This is a genomic window from Dehalococcoides mccartyi 195, assembly GCF_000011905.1.
Classification (GTDB): Bacteria; Chloroflexota; Dehalococcoidia; order Dehalococcoidales; family Dehalococcoidaceae; genus Dehalococcoides; species Dehalococcoides mccartyi.
Map to the genome: position 1 here is coordinate 398,400 of NC_002936.3, position 17,365 is coordinate 415,764.

The 17,365-nt window shown below is 51.2% G+C and carries 12 protein-coding genes and 1 pseudogene; 7 read left to right on the top strand and 6 right to left on the bottom strand.

Translation table 11 applies throughout. The annotated features are described in order from the left end of the window. Window positions 1-14 precede the first annotated feature (14 nt). The 5 genes from DET_RS02330 (at window position 15) to DET_RS02350 (ending at window position 7,283) form a co-directional block, all read left to right on the top strand. Window positions 15-791 carry an MBL fold metallo-hydrolase gene (locus DET_RS02330; RefSeq protein WP_010936203.1) on the top strand — a complete coding sequence of 259 codons (777 nt, stop codon included), beginning with the start codon at window positions 15-17 and terminating at the stop codon, window positions 789-791. A 146-nt stretch (window positions 792-937) separates the two neighbouring features. Further along, entirely contained in the window at window positions 938-2,476 is a 1,539-nt protein-coding gene (locus DET_RS02335; protein WP_010936204.1) for a bifunctional ADP-dependent NAD(P)H-hydrate dehydratase/NAD(P)H-hydrate epimerase, read from the top strand. A gap of 3 nt (window positions 2,477-2,479) precedes the next feature. Then, window positions 2,480-3,268, top strand: coding sequence for a type III pantothenate kinase (locus tag DET_RS02340; protein WP_041223334.1), 789 nt, complete (start codon window positions 2,480-2,482; stop codon window positions 3,266-3,268). Window positions 3,269-3,369: 101 nt separating this feature from the next. Continuing rightward, window positions 3,370-4,551 carry a bifunctional phosphopantothenoylcysteine decarboxylase/phosphopantothenate--cysteine ligase CoaBC gene (gene coaBC / locus DET_RS02345; protein ID WP_010936206.1) on the top strand — a complete coding sequence of 394 codons (1,182 nt, stop codon included), beginning with the start codon at window positions 3,370-3,372 and terminating at the stop codon, window positions 4,549-4,551. Between the two features lie 89 nt (window positions 4,552-4,640). Then, a complete protein-coding gene (locus tag DET_RS02350) occupies window positions 4,641-7,283 on the top strand; it encodes a valine--tRNA ligase (protein WP_010936207.1) in 2,643 nt (880 codons plus the stop codon). Here DET_RS02350 and DET_RS02355 read toward each other — a convergent pair. The 6 genes from DET_RS02355 to glyA all read right to left on the bottom strand — a co-directional run bounded on the left by DET_RS02355 (window position 7,280) and on the right by glyA (window position 14,940). Beyond that, the gene (locus tag DET_RS02355; protein ID WP_010936208.1) at window positions 7,280-8,353 is read right to left on the bottom strand and encodes a PAS domain S-box protein; all 1,074 of its coding nucleotides are present in this window, start codon (window positions 8,351-8,353) and stop codon (window positions 7,280-7,282) included. The genes DET_RS02350 and DET_RS02355 overlap by 4 nt on opposite strands. Continuing rightward, window positions 8,334-9,032, bottom strand: coding sequence for a response regulator transcription factor (locus DET_RS02360; RefSeq protein ID WP_010936209.1), 699 nt, complete (start codon window positions 9,030-9,032; stop codon window positions 8,334-8,336). The genes DET_RS02355 and DET_RS02360 overlap by 20 nt, the downstream gene beginning before the upstream one ends. 102 nt (window positions 9,033-9,134) lie before the next feature. Next, window positions 9,135-9,818, bottom strand: a complete 684-nt coding sequence (locus DET_RS02365) for a hypothetical protein (protein ID WP_010936210.1) — start codon at window positions 9,816-9,818, stop codon at window positions 9,135-9,137. 23 nt (window positions 9,819-9,841) lie between these two features. Next, complete coding sequence (gene secA / locus DET_RS02370) at window positions 9,842-12,700, bottom strand: preprotein translocase subunit SecA (RefSeq protein WP_010936211.1); 2,859 nt, start codon at window positions 12,698-12,700, stop codon at window positions 9,842-9,844. A 3-nt stretch (window positions 12,701-12,703) separates the two neighbouring features. Next, window positions 12,704-13,678: a ribose-phosphate diphosphokinase gene (locus DET_RS02375; RefSeq protein ID WP_010936212.1), complete on the bottom strand. Its 975-nt coding sequence runs from the start codon at window positions 13,676-13,678 to the stop codon at window positions 12,704-12,706. 14 nt (window positions 13,679-13,692) lie between these two features. Next, a complete protein-coding gene (gene glyA, locus DET_RS02380) occupies window positions 13,693-14,940 on the bottom strand; it encodes a serine hydroxymethyltransferase (RefSeq protein ID WP_010936213.1) in 1,248 nt (415 codons plus the stop codon). A 133-nt stretch (window positions 14,941-15,073) separates the two neighbouring features. On the opposite strand from glyA, the pseudogene DET_RS02385 reads away from it, so the two are divergent. Further along, window positions 15,074-15,693: pseudogene (locus DET_RS02385) on the top strand (uracil-DNA glycosylase family protein). A gap of 6 nt (window positions 15,694-15,699) precedes the next feature. Further along, window positions 15,700-17,355 carry a ribonuclease J gene (locus tag DET_RS02390; RefSeq protein WP_010936215.1) on the top strand — a complete coding sequence of 552 codons (1,656 nt, stop codon included), beginning with the start codon at window positions 15,700-15,702 and terminating at the stop codon, window positions 17,353-17,355. The last annotated feature ends 10 nt before the right edge of the window (window positions 17,356-17,365 follow it).

Below are 17,365 nucleotides of genomic sequence, written 5' to 3' on the forward strand. Positions count from 1 at the left end.
TTTAAGGGGTAAAGGTGGAGATAGTATTTTTAGGCGCTCACAACTGCGAAACTAAAACCACCCGTCCCAGCTGCCTGATGCTCTCCGGCGGGGTGGTGCTGGATGCCGGGGCTATTACCTCAAGCCTGACTCTGGACGAGCTTTATGAGCTTAGGGCGGTTATACTGAGCCATGCCCATTATGACCATATAAAAGACGTACCGCTGCTGGCTATGAACCTGGCTTACGGGCTGAAAAGCGTGGATATATACGGAAGCCAAGCAGTTCAGGAAGTAGTTACCCAGCCGCCTTTTTCCGGCGGTTTCTACCCCGATTTTTTCACCCGCCCCCCATCTGCCCCGGCCTTGCGCTTTCATGAAATAACCCCCGGTCTGGAATTTAGCTGTGAAAACTACCAGATACTGCCTTTGTCTGTACCCCATTCCAGAGATACCACCGGGTTTCTGGTAAAAGATGCAGGCGGCCATTCGTTTTTTTATACCTCGGATACCGGCTCAGGCCTGGGGGATGTCTGGCAGCAGATTAATCCGGAGCTGCTGATTATTGAGCTGACCATGCCGAACAGGCTTACTGAGCTGGCTTTAAGTTCCAAGCACCTTTCGTCTGAACTGTTGGAGGCAGAGCTTAGGCTCTTTCGGGAGCTAAAAGGCTATCTGCCCAGGATAGTCACCCTGCATACCACACCCTTGTTTGAGGCTGAAATCAAAACCGAGATACAGGCAGTGGCTGAAAGACTGCATACCGATATACTTATGGCCAGTGAGGGGCTTAAACTCCGGCTGGGAGAGTAAGGTACTTTGGCTGCCTCTGAGCTGCCGGGTTTTCCGGCGGGCCAGAATGCGGGCAGGCTATCAGGGAAGCATGAAAAAGGCCGGGTGTTGATAATAACCCCTCTTGCTGATAAACTCGTCTTAAGCTTAGCGAAAGCCGGTAATAAATGTATATAGTCTCAACTACCCAGATGCGGCAAATAGAAGAGGCCTGCGTGAAACAGGGTATCACCACCGAAACCCTGATGGACAATGCCGGCAGGGCGGTTGCTGTATTGGCCCGCCACCTGCTGGAAAAGCAAAACGGCTGCCGGGTGGTGATACTTGCGGGTGCGGGCAATAACGGGGGTGACGGGCTGGTTGCCGGGCGTTATCTGGCGGCCTGGGATAAAAAGGTGAGCATATTCGAACCCTTTGCGGGTGCTTCAAAAAATAAAACTGCTTCGGGTGGTTTAAAAACCCCTGAAAACATATTTACGGATTTAACCGGACTTAAGGATCATCTTAGGGAAGCAGATTTGGTAATAGATGCTTTGCTGGGTACAGGCGTAAACCGCCCCTTGGAAGGGGTGTACAGGCAAGCCCTGCAGATGACGGCTGATGTCAAAAATACCAGACCCGAAATGCAAATACTGGCCTTAGATTTATCCTCCGGCCTGAATGCCGATACCGGGCAGGCGGACGAAGCCTGTTTGAAAGCTGATTTTACCCTGTCACTGGGTATTGCCAAGCAGGGGCTTTTTACCCACCTCGGGCTGGAATTAAGCGGGGCGGTTTCGGTGGCGGATATCGGCATACCGCTGGGACTTACAGCTGATATCCATACCCGTCTGATTGAAAAAGACTGGGCAAAGGGTGTTTTGCCTGTCCGTTCCCCTCATGCCAACAAGGGCAGTTTCGGCCGGGTGATGATTGTGGCGGGGAGTGACCCTTACATCGGGGCGGCCATGCTTGCCGGAAGTGCCGCCATGCGTATTGGTGCGGGCTTGGTTACCCTGGCGCTGCCTCAAAGTTTAACCGGGGCGGTAGCCGCCAAAATACCCGAAGCTACCTATCTGCCGTTGCCCGAAGTATCTTGCGGCACTGCGGATAGCTTTGCTTCACGCCTTATCCTGAGTGAACTGGTCAAATATGACGTGCTTCTGATAGGGCCGGGCCTGGGGCAAAGTCCATATGCCGCCAGGCTGGTTACCGAAGTGCTGTCTAACCTGCCTGAGGAGCTTAAAGTGGTAATAGACGCTGATGCTTTAAATATACTTGCCGCTATACCCCGGTGGTGGCTGGAATATAGTTTTGATGCTATACTCACTCCGCATCCGGGTGAAATGGCCCGCCTAGCCAAAACCACAGCTGAGGCTGTCCAGTCTGACCGCTTCGGCATTTGCCGTGAATCTGCCCGCAAATGGGGTAAGACCATTATTCTTAAAGGTGCCGGAACAATAGTTTCATCACCAGAGGGTGAAACCCTGTGCAACCCGGCGGCTAACCCGGTACTGGCTTCGGCCGGAACGGGTGACGTACTGGCCGGAATAATAAGCGGTCTTTTGGGGCAGGGTTTGAACCTGTTTGAGGCGGCGGGTTTAGGCGTTTATCTGCACTCGCTAGCTGGGGCAACTCTGCGGAGTGAAATGGGTGATGCCGGTGTACTGGCTTCGGATCTGCTGTTAAAATTGCCTGCGGTTATAAAAGAATTGAAACAGAGCTGAGAGATGGATAAACAAATGTCTGAAAAACTGGTGGCGGTAGATATCGGCAATACCAGCGTAAATATAGGTATATTTGAGGGCGAAAAACTGCTGGCAAACTGGCATCTGGGTTCGGTTGCCCAGCGTATGGCTGATGAATATGCCAGTCTGCTCTTAGGCCTGTTGCAGCACGCCGGTATACACCCGGAAGAGCTAAACAGGGTAATCATGTGCAGTGTTGTGCCGCCCCTGACCACTACTTTTGAAGAGGTATTTAAAAGCTATTTCAAGGCTGCTCCTCTGGTAGTGGGTGCAGGTATAAAGAGCGGGGTTAAGGTGCGCATGGATAACCCCCGTGAGGTTGGGGCTGACCGCATAGTAAATGCCGCTGCCGCCAGGGTGCTTTATCCGGGGGCGTGCATAATAGTGGACATGGGTACGGCCACTACCTTTGATACCCTTTCCGAGGGTGGGGCATATATAGGCGGGGCGATTGCACCCGGTATTGCCACCTCAGCCCAGGCTATTGCGGAAAAGACTTCAAAACTGCCCAAGATTGAGATAATCCGTCCTGCCAAAGTTATCGGCTCTAATACTGTGTCGGCTATGCAGTCAGGTATATACTTCGGTTATATCGGGCTGGTGGAAGAGCTGGTCAGGCGGATTCAAACTGAATTGGGGCAGAAAACCAGAGTTGTGGCTACCGGCGGTTATGCCGCGCTTATAGCCGAAGGCAGCCGTATTTTTGATATTGTCCGCCCTGACCTTACCCTTCAGGGACTCAGGATTATTTACCAGATGAATCAGGCTTAGTTATCGGTGTATATTAAAAGCAGGAATGTAGGCTGCGGTAAGAGCCTTACTGCTTAAGGGATACTAGCTGAAAAGACTTGCCGGGGGGAGTGCAGACGGATATGGATAAGAAAAAGACAGTGGTTCTGGGCATAACCGGCAGTATTTCTGCCTATAAAGCGGCAGATATTGCCTCCAAACTGGTTGCCGCAGGGTATACGGTTAAAGCGGTCATGACTGAAAACGCCTGCCGTTTTATATCTCCCCTGACTATCCGGACGCTTAGCCGTCAGCAGGTAGTGACCGGTATGTGGGATATGAATTCCGAATACAGCGTGGAGCATGTCTCTCTGGCAGAGGAAGCGGCTGTTATTCTGGTTGCTCCGGCTACCGCCAATATAATTGCCGAATTGGCCTGCGGGCTGGCAGGCGATATGATTTCATCAACTATTTTAGCCAGCAAAGCCCCGGTTATAATAGCCCCGGCCATGAACGACAATATGTATTCCAATCCTGCCACCCAGCAGAATATTGCAAAGCTGAAGGAACGGGGTTTTGTATTTGTAGAACCCGAATCAGGCCGCCTGGCCTCAGGCAAAACAGGGCAGGGGCGCTTAGCTTCCGTAGATACAATACTGGGTTCGGTTACCCAGGTTTTAGGTAAAAACGGACCTTTGGCCGGGAAAAAACTGGTTATCAGCGCCGGGGGCACCCGTGAGCCGGTTGACCCGGTGCGTTATCTGGGTAACCGCAGTTCTGGCAAAATGGGCTATGCTCTGGCCGAGGAAGCTGTCAGACGGGGTGCCAGCGTAAGGCTGGTTTCAGGGGCTGTTGATAAACCTGCCCCTTTTGGGGTTGACATAAAGTATACAGAAACCGCTATGGAAATGTTTATCTCCCTCAGAGAAGCGGTCAAAGGGGCAGATGCCCTCATTATGACAGCGGCTGTGGCAGATTACCGCCCGGAAAAACCGGCGGCGGATAAGATTAAAAAAGGGGACGGGGAGCTTGACCTGCACCTGGTAGCCAACCCTGATATTTTGGCCTCGCTGCAGGGTGATTTTGTAAAGGTGGGTTTTGCGGCTGAAAGCCGTGACCTTATGATAAATGCCGTCAAAAAAATGGCTGACAAAAATCTGGATATTATTGCGGCTAACGATATCAGCCAGCCGGACAGCACCTTTGGTTCAGATACCACCCGCCTGACCCTCTTCTTTAAAAACGGGCGGATAGAGGAAATGCCGCTTATGTCCAAACAGGAAGCGGCCGTGAGACTTCTTGATGAACTTTCAGCTTTGCTTTAAAATTTGATTTAATACGCTCAAAATAAGATTATATTGTTCAAGTCAGATGCGGGGTGTTTACCCGGCCGCAGTTTGTGAGGTTAATTAGTATGGCTCAGTGTTCCGGTTTGCCTGAAATGGCCAAGGCTTATGAAGCCGCCGAGGTTGAGAAAAAATGGTATCAGTACTGGATGGAAAAGGGCTATTTTAAGCCAAACCCTGATTCAGACAAGAAACCGTTTGTTATAATAATGCCCCCGCCCAATGTTACCGGGGAGCTCCACCTTGGGCATGCCCTGACGGCTACGCTGGAAGACATTATGATTCGCTGGCACCGCATGCTGGGTGAGCCGGCTTTGTGGCTGCCGGGTGCTGACCATGCCGGTATTGCCGCTCAGGTAGTGGTGGAAAGGATGCTGGCCAAACAGGGCAAAACCCGCCAGGAGCTGGGACGGGAACTTTTTCTGGAGAAGATGTGGGAGTGGGTTAATCCCTGCCGGGAAAGAATCCGCCACCAGCATATGCGGCTGGGTGCTTCGTGTGACTGGGACAGGGAGACCTTTACTCTGGACCCCGGCCCTGTCAAAGCGGTGCGGGAGATATTCACCAACCTTTACCAAAAAGGCCTCATCTACCGGGGAGAGCGGATAATAAACTGGTGTCCCCGCTGTGCTACGGCTGTGTCAGACCTTGAGGTAGACCATAAGGATTTAGCCGGGCATATCTGGCACTTGCGTTACCCTCTGGAAGATGGAAGCGGGTTTGTCACCGTGGCGACCACCCGTCCTGAAACCATGCTGGGGGATACGGCGGTGGCTGTTCACCCTGACGATGCCAGATATACAGGCATGGTGGGTAAGAATGTTCTTTTGCCCATTATGAACCGCCGCATACCTGTTATTGCTGACGAAGCGGTAGATATGGCGTTCGGTACGGGTGCGGTCAAGGTTACGCCTGCCCATGACCCCAATGACTTTGAAATGGGGCTTCGCCATAGCCTGCCCATGATTACCATTCAGAACCGTGATACTACCATGAATGAAAATGCCGGCCCCTGCAGCGGCATGACAGCCAAAGCCTGCCGTGAGTACGTGGTCTCGGAGCTGAAGTCACTGGGTTTGCTGCTTAAGATAGAGGATTATACCCATTCGGTGGGGCATTGCCAGCGCTGCAGTGCGGTTATTGAACCTATGGTCAGCAAGCAGTGGTTTGTTAAGATGGAACCTTTGGCCAAACCGGCTCTGGAGGCGGTAAACAGCGGGCGTATCCAGATACTGCCCGAAAGATTTACCAAAGTTTACCAGAACTGGATGGAAAATATACGTGACTGGTGCATTTCCCGCCAGCTTTGGTGGGGGCACCGCATACCTGTCTGGTACTGCCCCTGCGGCGAGATGATAGTTTCCAAGGAAGACCCGACTGCTTGCCCCAAATGCGGCAGCACCAAGCTGGAGCAGGATCCGGATGTGCTGGATACCTGGTTTTCTTCGGGTTTGTGGCCGCACTCTACTTTGGGCTGGCCTGACCAAACCGAAGATTTAAAACGCTTTTACCCCGGTTCGGTTCTGGAAACAGCCTATGACATTATCTTTTTCTGGGTGGCCCGGATGATTGTCATGGGTATAGAGGACATGAAAGAAGTCCCTTTCCGCACTGTTTACCTGCATGGCCTGATACGGGATGATAAGGGCGAAAAAATGAGCAAAACCAAGGGGAATGTAATAGACCCGCTTAAGGTTATTGACCAGTACGGTACAGATGCCCTGCGGTTTGCGGTTACCTTTGGCACTTCACCGGGGAATGACTCCAAACTGGGGCAGACCAAGCTTGAGGCCGCCCGTAACTTTGTCAACAAACTCTGGAATGCCAGCCGTTTTGTAATCATGAATCTGGGTGAAGAAAAGGAACTTTTGCCGGAGGCCGGACTGCCCCTTGAAGACCGTTGGATACTTAGCCGTATGAACAGGGTTACGGCAGATGTAATCCGCCTGATGGAGGAGTTTCAGTTTGGCGAAGCCCAGAGGGTTTTACAGGATTTTGTCTGGGGTGAATTTTGTGACTGGTATATTGAGCTTGCCAAAGTGCGGCTGCGTGACGAAGCGTCTGTATCCCCCCGCCCGGTGCTGGTTAAGGTGCTTTCCACCATTTTGCGGTTGCTTCACCCCTACATGCCTTTTATTACCGAAGAGCTCTGGAGCTATTTGAGACCGTACCTGCCGAAATCACTCGGCGAAACTGATATTATTGTTGCCCCTTTCCCTCAGGCTGACGAGACCTGTTTTGATGAACAGGCCGAAAGTATTATGGGCAGTCTGGTTGAAGTAGTCCGTTCGTTGCGTAATCTGCGGGCGGAACATAACGTGGAGATTTCCCGTTACATACAGGCCAACATATATGCCGGAGATATGGCAGAGGTTCTCAGTAATTACTTAGGGGCGGTAGAAACCCTTTCCCGCTCCCGCCCGGTGAATATCCTGCCCGGCCACTATAGCGGTGCGTCTACTGCCACTGAGGTGGTTCTGGTGCTTAATGGAATTGAAGTGGTGGTGCCCATGTCTACCATGGTAGACCTTGAGGCAGAGGCCAAGCGGGTAGAAGCTGAAATTGCTGAACTGGAAACCCAAATAGAGCGGCTTTCTGCCCGGCTGTCAGATACCCAGTTCCTTGCCAAAGCACCCCAGGCGGTGGTAGACAAAGAACGCACCAAGCTGGAAGGCTATATTGAGAAAGTAAGCCGCCTGAAAGCGGTCTAGGAGGCCTGCTTTATGTCTGTACTGACGGTGGGCACTTCGGCAATTACGGTAGTTCCCTGTCCGGGGTGGGTGAGTATATGTATATGCCCGCCAATCAGCTGGGCACGTTCGTGCATACCTGCCAGTCCTAGTTTGCCGTTTTGAGCCAGATTGTCAGTCTGTTCCGAAAGGTTAAACCCTTTGCCGTTATCCTGGATAGTCAGTAAAATGGTCTTGGGTTTGAACTCCAGTTCCAGCCTTACCCAGGTAGCCAGCGAATGTTTGCGGATATTGTTAAAGGCTTCCTGAGCAATACGGAAAACAAGCAGCTGGATTTCAGCCGTCAGCTCTACTTCCCGTCCTTTTATACTTGATTCGGCATGTATCTGCCCGTCCTGTGCCAGTTTCTCGGTTAGCCACTCCAGGGCAGGTATTAAGCCCAGGTCATCCAGTATACGCGGACGCAGGTCTTGGGCTATCCGTCGTAAGCTTTCCAGTGCTTCTTCAGACTGGCTGCGCAGGGCATCAAGCTGGGGCTTGCAGTCTGCAATATCCCGTTCAGACTGTTTACTCAGGTTGTCTATTTTCTGCATCAGCAGCAAGAGCAGGGGGGCTACTTCGTCATGGAGTTCACGGGAAATACGTTTGCGTTCGGCTTCCTGTGCCCGTATAACGTCCTGCACGAATGATTTCATGTTTTGCTGGCGGCGTATTTCTTCGGTGATATCCCGGGCTATATTTTGAAAACCCAGTACCTCGTCAGCTGATTTTACCAGAGTGGTTGCCATACGCAGCACCGCTATCGAACCGTCATGGCGGCGGATTTTTTGTTCGTAAGGCATCTTTACCTCTTCACCGGAGGCTATACGGGAATTGATGTCCATTATCTGGTCATATTCGGAGGCGGTAGTCAGCAGGTCTTTCAGGTTTTTCTGTTTAAGTTCAGTCCGGGTGTAGCCGGTCAGTTCGGCAGAAGCCCGGTTGGCGTACACAATATGCCCGTTCCGGTCGTAAAACCAGATAGCATCAGAGGCATTTTCAAATAAACAGCGGTGGCAGAGGGCCGGTGGTTTAAAGCGTGTTTCGGTCATATCCGTCTATCCCCTGAGGTACGTCTTCCAGCATTACATAACCTTCGCGAAAACCTTTGACAATAGCTTCGGTACGGCAGCTGCAGCGCATTTTGTTAAATATATTTGAAAGGTGGGCTTTTACAGTCCGCATGGACAGTTCTAGTTTATCGGCTATTTCGCGGTTGCTAAGGCCTTTAGATGCCAGCTGGAGTATTTCAATCTCCCGGGGGGAGAGCTGACCGCGGACTTTATCTTCATCAGTTTCCTTGCTTACGTTTACCACCCGTTCCAGCAGTTTCCTGGTGGCTATGGAATCCAGTACGGATTCACCCGCTTTTATAGCTCTGATAGCCCCTACAATCTCGTCGCTTTTGGCGCTTTTCAGCAGGTAACCGCTGGCCCCGGCCTCAAGCAGGCCCAGTATATAACGGATATCGCTATATGCCGTAAGTATTAGGATACAGGTGGAAGGGTTATTTTTTTTGATAAGCTTGGTTGCTTCCACCCCGGTTAGTCTGGGCATGACTATGTCCATAAGGACTACGTCCGGTTTGAACTGGCCTACCATATCAACGGCTTCCTGCCCGTCTCCGGCTTCGCCGACTACTTCAATGTCTTTTTCCTGGCTTAACAATCGGCTCATACCTTCTCTAAGGACTGCATGATCATCAGCTATCAGGACTTTGGTTTTTGCCATGTTAAGCCTCCGTGAGCGGGGAATTAGTACTGTTAAATGATTGTATTATATCTTTGGGACTATGGCAATACATCATTTGGTTAAATGCCCGAAATGGCCGGCTTAGCCCGATTTTTGCTGAAGCCGCCGGGCATATTTTTTGAGATAGTTCAGGGATTTATTGGTATCAGAAGCAACTCTGGCTTTTTCACTGTGGAGTAGGCGGTATTTAAAAAGCCAGTAGGTAAATTCTTTCAGCTGATGGATTTTTATAGTACTGGTTTTAGAGTAACGTTTTTCGCGGCGGAACTGGTCCAGCATTTCGTCATGGGTGCGTTCATACAGCTGGACGAAAGCCTCGTCTATAACTGTGCCTTCTCTGCGTACCCCCAGAGAACGGTGCTCTTTGCGGACTTCACTCTGGGTGACTACCAGCAATGCTTCTTCTACCGTAATACCGTAAAAATAGTTCAGGTACTGGCGGTAACGCACTTCCCCCAGAAATGCCAGCAGTTCGTCAGAGGTGAGTTCCTGGGGGGCAATTCCCCTGAAAAGAAGGTTATCCCTTTCCTGGGCAGGTATCAGGTCTTCCAGTTCGCGGCTGAAGCGTTCAAACAGGAGTATCAAATCCAGTGCTTCACTGCCAATCAGGTACTGGTAGTGACGTCCGGCGTATTCTTCACTTTCCAGCGGCCAGGCGGCGGCCGCTTCCAGCATAGCCGGATACCACGCCTGTCCGTTTTCTATAGCCGCCCTGAGGCGGGCAATGACCAGTTCAGGGGTTTGTCCGCTTAGTACTTCAGTCAATTATTTACCCACTAGCCGGGTGGCTATTTGCCGCAGCATTTTTTGTATTTTTTGCCGCTGCCGCAGGGACAGGGGTCATTCCGGCCTACTTCTTTAGCAGCAGGTGCGGCCGGTTGGGTAGCGGCTTTGGCGGAGACACCGGGTATAGCGGCGGCGGGTGCGGCTGGCAGGGGTTTTTGCTGCTGCACCGGGCGGGAGGCAGCCTTGGCGGTGGCAGATTCAGTCTGGTGCTGAATCTGGATATTCACCCGGTAAATATTATGCACTACATCATGTTTGATAGTTTCCAGCAATTCCTGAAAACGGACGTGGCCTTCGTTTTTGTAAGCTATCAGCGGGTCACGCTGAGCAAATGCCTGAAGTCCTATTTCCCGTCTTAAGTTTTCCATGATTGTCAGGTGTTCCACCCACAGGGAATCCAGGGTGTGGAGCATAATAATCCGTTCAAGCAGCCTCATGGAGCCTGCCCCGATTTCAGCTTCTTTCTTCTGGTAAAGCTCTTCGGCGGTACGGGTAAGGAGTTCGGTTATTTCCTCCTGGGAAAGTTTTGCCAGTGCCTCTGCATTTATTTCGGCGGGCAGGGCAAAAATGCCGCCTATATGGGTGACTAACCCTTCCAGATTCCATTCGGAAGAGTCATATCCCTGGGTATGTTCGGCAGTCTGGGTCATTATCTCTTCCCGAATCATATCCAGTATGTTTGATTTCAGGTCTGCCCCCAGGAGTATCTTGCGGCGTTCCGCATAGATAACCTCGCGGTGCTTGTTAACTACGTCATCATATTCCACCAGGTGTTTGCGCACATCAAAATGGTAACCCTCCACCCGTTTCTGGGCGTTTTCCAGAGTACGGCTGACCAGCCCGTTTTCTATGGGGGTGTTTTCGTCCATGCCGGCCCATTCCATAATGCCCTGTATGCGTTCACTGCCGAAACGGCGCATAATATCATCATCCAGTGCTACGTAGAAACGGGAAGAACCGGGGTCTCCCTGGCGGCCTGAGCGTCCCCGAAGCTGGTTATCAATCCGTCTGGATTCGTGGCGTTCTGTACCTATTACGTGTAAGCCGCCGGCTTCCAGCACCTGCTGGTGGTGGACCTGCCACTGGCTATAGGCTTTGTCATCATCTTTAGGCGGTTCTTTGCCGCCCAGCAGTATGTCCACACCGCGTCCGGCCATGTTGGTAGCTACGGTTACCGCCCCCGGTTTGCCGGCTTCGGCTACCACCTGAGCCTCTTTTTCATGCTGTTTGGCATTAAGTACCTTGTGCTCAATACCCTGCCGTTTAAGCATGTTTGAGAGCATTTCAGAGTTTTCAATGGAAACTGTACCCACCAGCACCGGGCGTCCCAGATTCCGCATCTCGTTTATTTCATTGACCACTGCCTTAAACTTGGCGGACTGGTCTTTATATATCTGGTCACCGTAATCTTCGCGGATGGCAGGTTTGTTGGTAGGGATAATAACTACTTCCAGTTTATAAATCTTGGAAAATTCCTCTGCCTCGGTGGCCGCCGTACCTGTCATGCCACAGAGTTTGCGGTACATGCGGAACAGATTCTGGATGGTCACGGTGGCATAGGTCTTGCTTTCCTGCTGGATTTTTACGTGTTCTTTGGCTTCGATAGCCTGGTGCAAGCCCTCGGAATAACGCCGTCCCAGCATCATGCGGCCGGTGAATTCGTCAATTATGATAACTTCATTTTCCTTGACTACATACTGGTGGTCTTTTTTATAAAACTCCTTGGCGGAGAGGGCATTACGCAGATGGCGGATAAGGGGGGCATTCTGGGGGTCATACAGGCTGCTGCCCTTCATAACTCCTTCGCGTGAAAGCAGTTTTTCCACATTTGCCCAGCCGTCTTCGGTCAGTTCGGCATTACGGTCTTTTTCGTTTATCTCGTAGTCTTTCCCTGCCGCCAAACGGGGAGCCAGCCGGGCAAAGACCTCGTACAGTTTACCTGCCTCGGTATCCGGAGCGGATATGATAAGAGGGGTGCGGGCTTCATCTATAAGCAGGTTGTCAATTTCGTCTACTATGGCATAGTTCATTTCCCGCTGGACACACTGGGCAAGGTCAGGCCGCAGATTATCCCGCAGGTAATCAAAGCCGAATTCGGTGGAAGTGCCGTAGGTAATATCTGCTTTATAGGCTTCCTGCCGGGATATAGGGCGGAAATGCATCCAGGGGTCATTAGGTGTTTCAGAGGTATAAGTGGGGTCAAACAGCCGTGAAGGCAGTTCTTCGGTGGGTGTCTGCATGGGGTAAATACTGGAAACGCTGACCCCCAGCGCATGGTAGACCGGCCCCATCCAGTAAGCGTCACGTCTGGCCAGATAATCATTAACTGTTACCAGATGGACACCCTTTCCCAGCAGGGAATTAAGGTAAAGGGGCAGAGTGGCTACCAGGGTCTTACCTTCACCGGTGCGCATCTCGGCTATTTTGCCGTGGTGAAGCACCATACCGCCGATAAGCTGAACGTCATAGTGCCTGAGGCCGATAGTCCGGCGGGAGGCTTCCCTGACAGCGGCAAAGGCTTCGGGCAGAATGGCGTTAAGAGCGGCGTTTTCTTTAACGGAAAGGTCTTTATTTAAAGACTCAAGCTTAGCCTTGAGGCGGCTTTGTTTGCTGTTGTCAGCCGTTTTCTGGGCTTCTTCAAGTTCGGCGGTAGTACCGGCGATATCTTTCAGGATAGCGGAGGCGGTAGTTTCAAAAGTTTCTTTCAGCCGTTCCTTAAATTCGGCAGTTTTGGCCTTCAGGGCTTCATCACTGAGGGCGGAAAAAGAGCTTTCCAGCTGGTTTATTTTGTCTACCAGCGGTTCAAGTGCCCGGATCTCTTTTTCGTTTGAGTCTCCGAAGCCGGAAAAAAATTTAAACATGGTTTACTCCATTTGCATCTGATCGTACATCTCGCCGATGGAATTACCGGTATGTATCCGGTAAATAGCCTCACCGATGAGAGGCGCGATGGAAAGAACAGTTATTTTATCTATTTTCTTGGGGGGAGTGAGGGGTATTGAGTCAGTTACCACCAGTTCCTTTATGGGGGAGGCGGCAATGCGCTGGATGGCCGGGCCGGAAAGCACCGGGTGAGTGGCGCAGGAATATACTTCCTTTACCCCTTTGTTTATAAGTATGTTTACGTTGCCCACCAGCGAGCCGGCAGTATCTATTTCATCATCAAAGGTCAGGGCGTTTTTGCCCTCTACATCACCTATGATATTTATAGTGCGGGTTATGTCGTTATTGCCCATCCGCCGTTTTTCTATAATGGCCAAAGGGGCATCCAGCTTGGCGGCAAAGTCACGGGCTTTTTTGGAAATGCCCACGTCGGTGGCTACCACCACCAGGTCTTCCAGCTTCTTTTTCTTGAAATAGTTAGCCAGCAGGTTTTCGGCGGTCAGTTCGTCTACCGGCATATCAAAGAATCCCTGTATCTGGGGGGCGTGCAGGTCTAAAGTGAGGATACGGCTGGCACCGGCGGCAGTTAAAAGATCAGCAATCAGACGGGCGGTAATGGGTACCCTCGGCTGGTCTTTCTTGTCAGTGCGTCCATAACCGTAATACGGAAGTACGGCTGTTATCCTCTCTGATGAAGCCCGCTTCAGGGCATCCATCATGATAAGCAGCTCCATTATGCTCTGGTTTACGGGTGAGCAGGTCGGCTGGATAACGTAGACATCTTTCTTGCGGACGCTTTCCTGTATGCGGACGAATATGTTTTCGTTTGAAAACTGGAAAACTTCGCATTTGCCCATCTGCACCTTCAGGTAGTCTGCTACCGCCTTGGCCAGGTCAGGGTTTGCATTACCGGTGAAGATTTTCAATTCGTCTGTCAAATTACCGTTAGCCAACACGTATGTCCCCCTTTTTATGCGTCTATGCCGGGAACAGGGAATTTGCGGCATAGGTGAATTACCTCAGCCAGCACCTGTTTCTCTATATCTTCGTTGCCTATATTTTTGAGTATCTTGCCAATCCAGCTTACCGTCTGGCGGATTTCAGCCGGACCGAATCCGCGGCTGGTGGCCGCCGGACAGCCCAGGCGTATACCAGCCGGAACATTGGCGGTCTGGTTTTCGGCAAAGGGTACGGTATTGCGGTTGATTACAATACCGGCTCTGCGCAGTGCCAGCTGGGCATCATAACCGTTTACCCCGATGGGACTAAGGTCCACCAGCACCAAATGGTTGTCAGTGCCGCCTGAAACCAGGCGAAGCCCCAGTTTGCGGAGTTCCTCAGCCATTACCTGGGTATTTTCAAGGATTTTCTTCTGGTAAGTAACAAAACCGGGCTGCATAGCTTCCTGAAAAGCCACTGCTTTGGCGGCAACTACCTGCATGAGGGGTCCGCCCTGTATTACCGGGAATACTGCCTGGTCAATAGCTTTGGCGTATTGCTCTTTGCAGAGGATAAAGCCGCCCCGCGGGCCGCGCAGGGTTTTGTGGCTGGTAGAGGTAACCACGTCAGCGTAAGGTACGGGTGAAGGATGAAGCCCGGCGGCTACCAGACCGGCAATATGGGCAATATCCACCATCAGCTTGGCGTCTACCTTGTCACAGATAGCTCTGAAACGTTCAAAATCCAGTATCCGGGGATAGGCCGAAGCGCCGGTAACAATCAGGCGGGGGCGATGCTCCAAAGCCAGTTTCTCCAGATTGTCATAATCAATCCGTTCGGTTTCGGCATTCAGCCCGTATTCAATTACGTGATAAAGTTTACCGGTGAAATTGGCCTTTGAACCATGGGTCAGGTGTCCCCCATGGGAAAGGGTAAGACCCATTATGGTATCACCGGGTTTTACCATGGCGAAATAGGCAGCCATGTTAGCCTGAGCCCCGGAATGGGGCTGGACGTTGGCGTGTTCGGCATGGAACAGGGTCTTGGCCCTGTCTATAGCCAGCTCTTCTATGGCATCTGCATATTCACATCCGGCGTAGTATCTTTTACCGGGGTAACCTTCGGCGTATTTATTGGTGAAAACGGAACCCTGAGCTTCTAAAACAGCTTTGCTGGTATAGTTTTCCGAAGCAATGAGGTCAATTGTTTCTTTTAAGCGGGTGGTTTCCTGCATTATGGCATTATAAACTGCCGGGTCCGAGGTCTTTAAAAAGCTCATGGCTCTCCTTTCAGGTGTAAAAAAACAATCAGGCTAAGTCTACAACGCAAGGAATATTATATCAAATTGACTTGACATATTGACAGTGTTATCATAGCTCTATTAGGCAGCTAGATGTCAGATAAATAATATAATGCACGATAAAGAAGAATTACTCAAGGGTATATATTCGGAAATAGCCCAGTGTGTACGTTTAACCTTCATACCACCCGCACTCATGCTGTCCCCGGCGAAGGAAATGCCGATGCCAAAATTATGTTTATTGGCGAAGCCCCGGGTTTTAACGAAGACCAGCAGGGGCGTCCTTTTGTAGGGGCAGCCGGCAAATTCCTGACTGAGCTTATTCACTCCATAGGGCTCAGGCGGGAAGATGTATATATTACTAATGTAGTCAAAGACCGTCCGCCGGGCAATCGTGACCCCCTGCCGGACGAGATTTCTGCCTGTCGCAATTTTCTGGACCGCCAGATAGAAATAATAAAACCAAAAATCATAGTCACTCTGGGCAGGTATTCTATGGCCAGGTATTTCACCGGCAGCACCATCAGCAGAATTCATGGTAAGCCGATGAGACGGGACGGGGTAATTTATTATCCTATGTACCACCCGGCCGCAGCCCTGCACCAGGGAGGCTTACGTAAGGAGATTGAGCAGGATATGCTCCGGATACCGGGGTTGCTTGAAGAACTGAACCGCGCTGAAGCGCCTTTAGTCCCCAAAGAACCTCCTGCCCGCCAGCTAGGCCTGTTCTGACGAACTATGGCAAAACCTAAACTTAAGATTGTACCTCTGGGTGGCCTGGGTGAGATAGGCAAGAATATGATGTCTGTAGAATATGGGGAGGATATTATCCTCATAGACTGCGGGCTGATGTTCCCCGAAGAAGAAATGCTGGGTATAGATTTGGTTATACCTGACATTTCATACGTGCTGGAAAACCGCGAGAAAGTACGGGGTATTGTAATCACCCACGGGCATGAAGACCATATAGGGGCGTTACCTTATATACTTCCCCAGATAAATGTGCCTATTTATTGCACCAAACTAACACAGGGGCTTATTTCGGTAAAACTGAAAGAAGCCAAGCTGCTGCACCAGACTAAGATAAATGTTATCCCGTCTGACGGCACTTTCAAGCTGGGTAAACTCAAAGTGGACTTTTACCCGGTCTGCCACAGCCTGCCGGATTCGGTGGGGCTGGTTATTCAGACGCCTATCGGGGCGGTAGTCCACAGCGGGGATTTCAAACTGGACTATACGCCGGTAGACGGCAAGCCCACCAATCTGTCACGTCTGGCTATGCTGGGCTCGCGTGGAGTACTGCTTTTGATGTCAGATTCCACCCATGTGGAGCTGCCGGGTTATACCCCTTCGGAAACTGTGGTGGGTGAAAATATTGACCGCATTATCGGGGCGGCTACGGGGCGGGTACTGGTAACCACTTTTGCTTCGCTTATTTCCCGCCAGCAGCAGGTGATTGATGCCGCCGCCAAATACGGGCGGAAGCTCTTTTTTGCCGGCCGCAGCATGACTGAGATTCATAAAATGGCGGCTGATTTGGGTTACCTTAAAGTGCCCGAAGGTCTGGTCTGCAATATAGACCAGCTTCAGCGTGTGCCTCCGGAAAAAGTGGTTTTGATGACCACCGGTTCTCAGGGTGAGCCTACTTCCGCTCTGGTGCGGATAGCCAACCGTGATTTCCGCCATGTCCATATAATGAAAGGTGACACCGTAATTATTTCGGCTTCGCCCATACCCGGCAACGAGTCACTGGTGAGCCGTACTATAGACAGTTTGTTCCGCCAGGGGGCTAAGGTATTTTATGACCGCATAGCCAAGGTGCATGTGCACGGGCATGCCAGCCAGGAAGAACTGAAGCTGGTGCTTAATCTGGTTAAGCCCAAGTATTTTGTACCCGTACATGGCGAATACCGCCACCTGACCATGCATGCGGAGCTGGCCCGGACTATGGGCGTTGCCCCGGAGAATACTTTTATCATGGAAGACGGGGATATACTGGAACTCAATACCAAGTCCGGCCGTATTACCGGCAAAGTTCCTTCCGGCAATGTTTATGTAGACGGCCTGAGCGTGGGTGATGTGGGCGGGGTGGTACTCCGCAACCGCCGTATGCTTTCGCAGGACGGTATTGTGGTGGCGATTGTAGCTATCAACAAGCAAACCGGTATGCTGGTAGGCAGGCCGGATATTGTTTCCAGAGGTTTTGTTGATCCTGATGAATCTAAAGCCATGCTTGATGCCAGCCGTGATCTTATAATCAAGCTGCTTGACCATGACGGTAAGGATATTCCCGAAGGGGCTATGTATAATGACGTCAAAGAAACGCTGAACAAGTTTTACTACGAGCAGACTAAACGGCGTCCCATGGTTATCCCGGTTATGGTAAAAGTGTAGGTTTGCAGAC

Bases quoted from the DNA above. Each gene is read 5' to 3' on its own strand.
- DET_RS02355 (WP_010936208.1), bottom strand. From the start codon at position 8,353: ATGACCGAAACACGCTTTAAACCACCGGCCCTCTGCCACCGCTGTTTA.
- DET_RS02350 (WP_010936207.1), top strand. From the start codon at position 4,641: ATGGCTCAGTGTTCCGGTTTGCCTGAAATGGCCAAGGCTTATGAAGCC.
- coaBC (WP_010936206.1), top strand. From the start codon at position 3,370: ATGGATAAGAAAAAGACAGTGGTTCTGGGCATAACCGGCAGTATTTCT.
- DET_RS02360 (WP_010936209.1), bottom strand. From the start codon at position 9,032: ATGGCAAAAACCAAAGTCCTGATAGCTGATGATCATGCAGTCCTTAGA.
- secA (WP_010936211.1), bottom strand. From the start codon at position 12,700: ATGTTTAAATTTTTTTCCGGCTTCGGAGACTCAAACGAAAAAGAGATC.
- DET_RS02335 (WP_010936204.1), top strand. From the start codon at position 938: ATGTATATAGTCTCAACTACCCAGATGCGGCAAATAGAAGAGGCCTGC.
- DET_RS02390 (WP_010936215.1), top strand. From the start codon at position 15,700: ATGGCAAAACCTAAACTTAAGATTGTACCTCTGGGTGGCCTGGGTGAG.
- glyA (WP_010936213.1), bottom strand. From the start codon at position 14,940: ATGAGCTTTTTAAAGACCTCGGACCCGGCAGTTTATAATGCCATAATG.
- DET_RS02340 (WP_041223334.1), top strand. From the start codon at position 2,480: ATGGATAAACAAATGTCTGAAAAACTGGTGGCGGTAGATATCGGCAAT.